At 65.2% G+C, this 1307-nt stretch carries 1 protein-coding gene; it reads left to right on the top strand.

Features of this window, described 5'->3' with window-relative positions; genetic code table 11:
• The first annotated feature begins 259 nt into the window (after nt 1-259).
• Complete coding sequence (locus tag ACE04F_RS13525; protein ID WP_486107397.1) at nt 260-1099, top strand: 23S rRNA (adenine(2030)-N(6))-methyltransferase RlmJ; 840 nt, start codon at nt 260-262, stop codon at nt 1097-1099.
• Nucleotides 1100-1307 lie beyond the last annotated feature (208 nt).

Below are 1307 nucleotides of genomic sequence, written 5' to 3'. Positions count from 1 at the left end.
CGGCGCCGGCCTCGCCCCTTAGCCATGCGCAGATCCTCAGCCTGAAAAGCCCCGCGCCGTTCTGCGAGGAATGCGAGCGCTGCAAGGCGGGCGCCTGCGAACTGTTGGCGTGTTGAGGCCCGTTGTAAGGGGGCCGCTGCGCAACCCAGCGGGAGCAAGCTCCCTCGCCACAGGGGTGGTGGCCGTCGTCCGCTCGGCTGCGAACCCCTGACGTTCGGCACGCTTCAAGGTAAACTCCTCGGCCTTCGCAGGAGCCGCCATGAATTATCGTCACGCCTTCCACGCCGGCAATCACGCCGATGTGTTCAAACACCTGACCTTGACCCGCCTCATTGCCCTGATGTCGCGCAAGGAGCAGCCCTTTGCCTACCTCGACACCCACGCGGGCATCGGGCTGTACGACTTGCAGGGCGACCAGGCCAATCGCACCGGCGAATACCTGGAGGGCATCGCGCGGTTGTGGGGCCAGGATGACCTGTCGCCGCTGACCGCCGAGTACATGAAGGTGCTGCACGAGATGAACCCGGACGGCCAGTTGCGTTATTACCCGGGCTCGCCGGAACTGGCGCGGCGCCTGACCCGGGCGCAGGACCGGGTGCTGCTCAACGAGAAGCATCCCGAAGACGGTGTATTGCTCAAGGACAACATGAAGGGCGACCGACGCGTGGCGGTGCACCTGGGCGAAGGCTGGCATGTGCCGCGGGCTCTGCTGCCGGTGAGCGAGAAGCGCGGACTGATGCTCATCGATCCTCCCTTTGAACAGCTCGACGAGATGCAGCGCTGCGCCGCTTCGCTCAAAGAGGCCATCGGCCGGATGCGCCAGACGGTCGCGGCGATCTGGTACCCGGTGAAGGACCAGCGCATGTTGCGGCGCTTCTACCAGGACCTGGCCGGCACCGGCGCGCCGAAGCTGTTGCGGGTGGAATTGCTGGTGCATCCGCTGGCCACGCCCAACAGCCTGAACGGCTCCGGCCTGGCGATTGCCAATCCGCCGTGGGGGCTTGAGGAAGAATTGCGGGAATTGCTGCCATGGTTGTCCAGGAAGCTCGGGCAAACCCAGGGTGGGTGGCAGATGGATTGGTTGATCGCTGAAAGCTGATTGATGGCGCCTGAAAGGCCGCCTTCGCGAGCAGGCTCGCTCCCACAGGGGAAACGCGGTTTCACCCAAAACCAGGTCGGCTGTCAGGCCGCCTCGCTTAAGACCTTGATGTTGATCTCGGCGCCCCGTTAACCACGCTGGCCGAACGCAGGCATTGCGCAGTGGGCATCCCGGCATGGATGCCGGGATAGCCGCGCTGGGCCAGGGA

The organism is Pseudomonas sp. AGC41, assembly GCF_057334555.1.
This window is presented reverse-complemented; position numbering and strand designations above follow the sequence as displayed.

Bases quoted from the DNA above. Each gene is read 5' to 3' on its own strand.
- ACE04F_RS13525 (WP_486107397.1), top strand. From the start codon at position 260: ATGAATTATCGTCACGCCTTCCACGCCGGCAATCACGCCGATGTGTTC.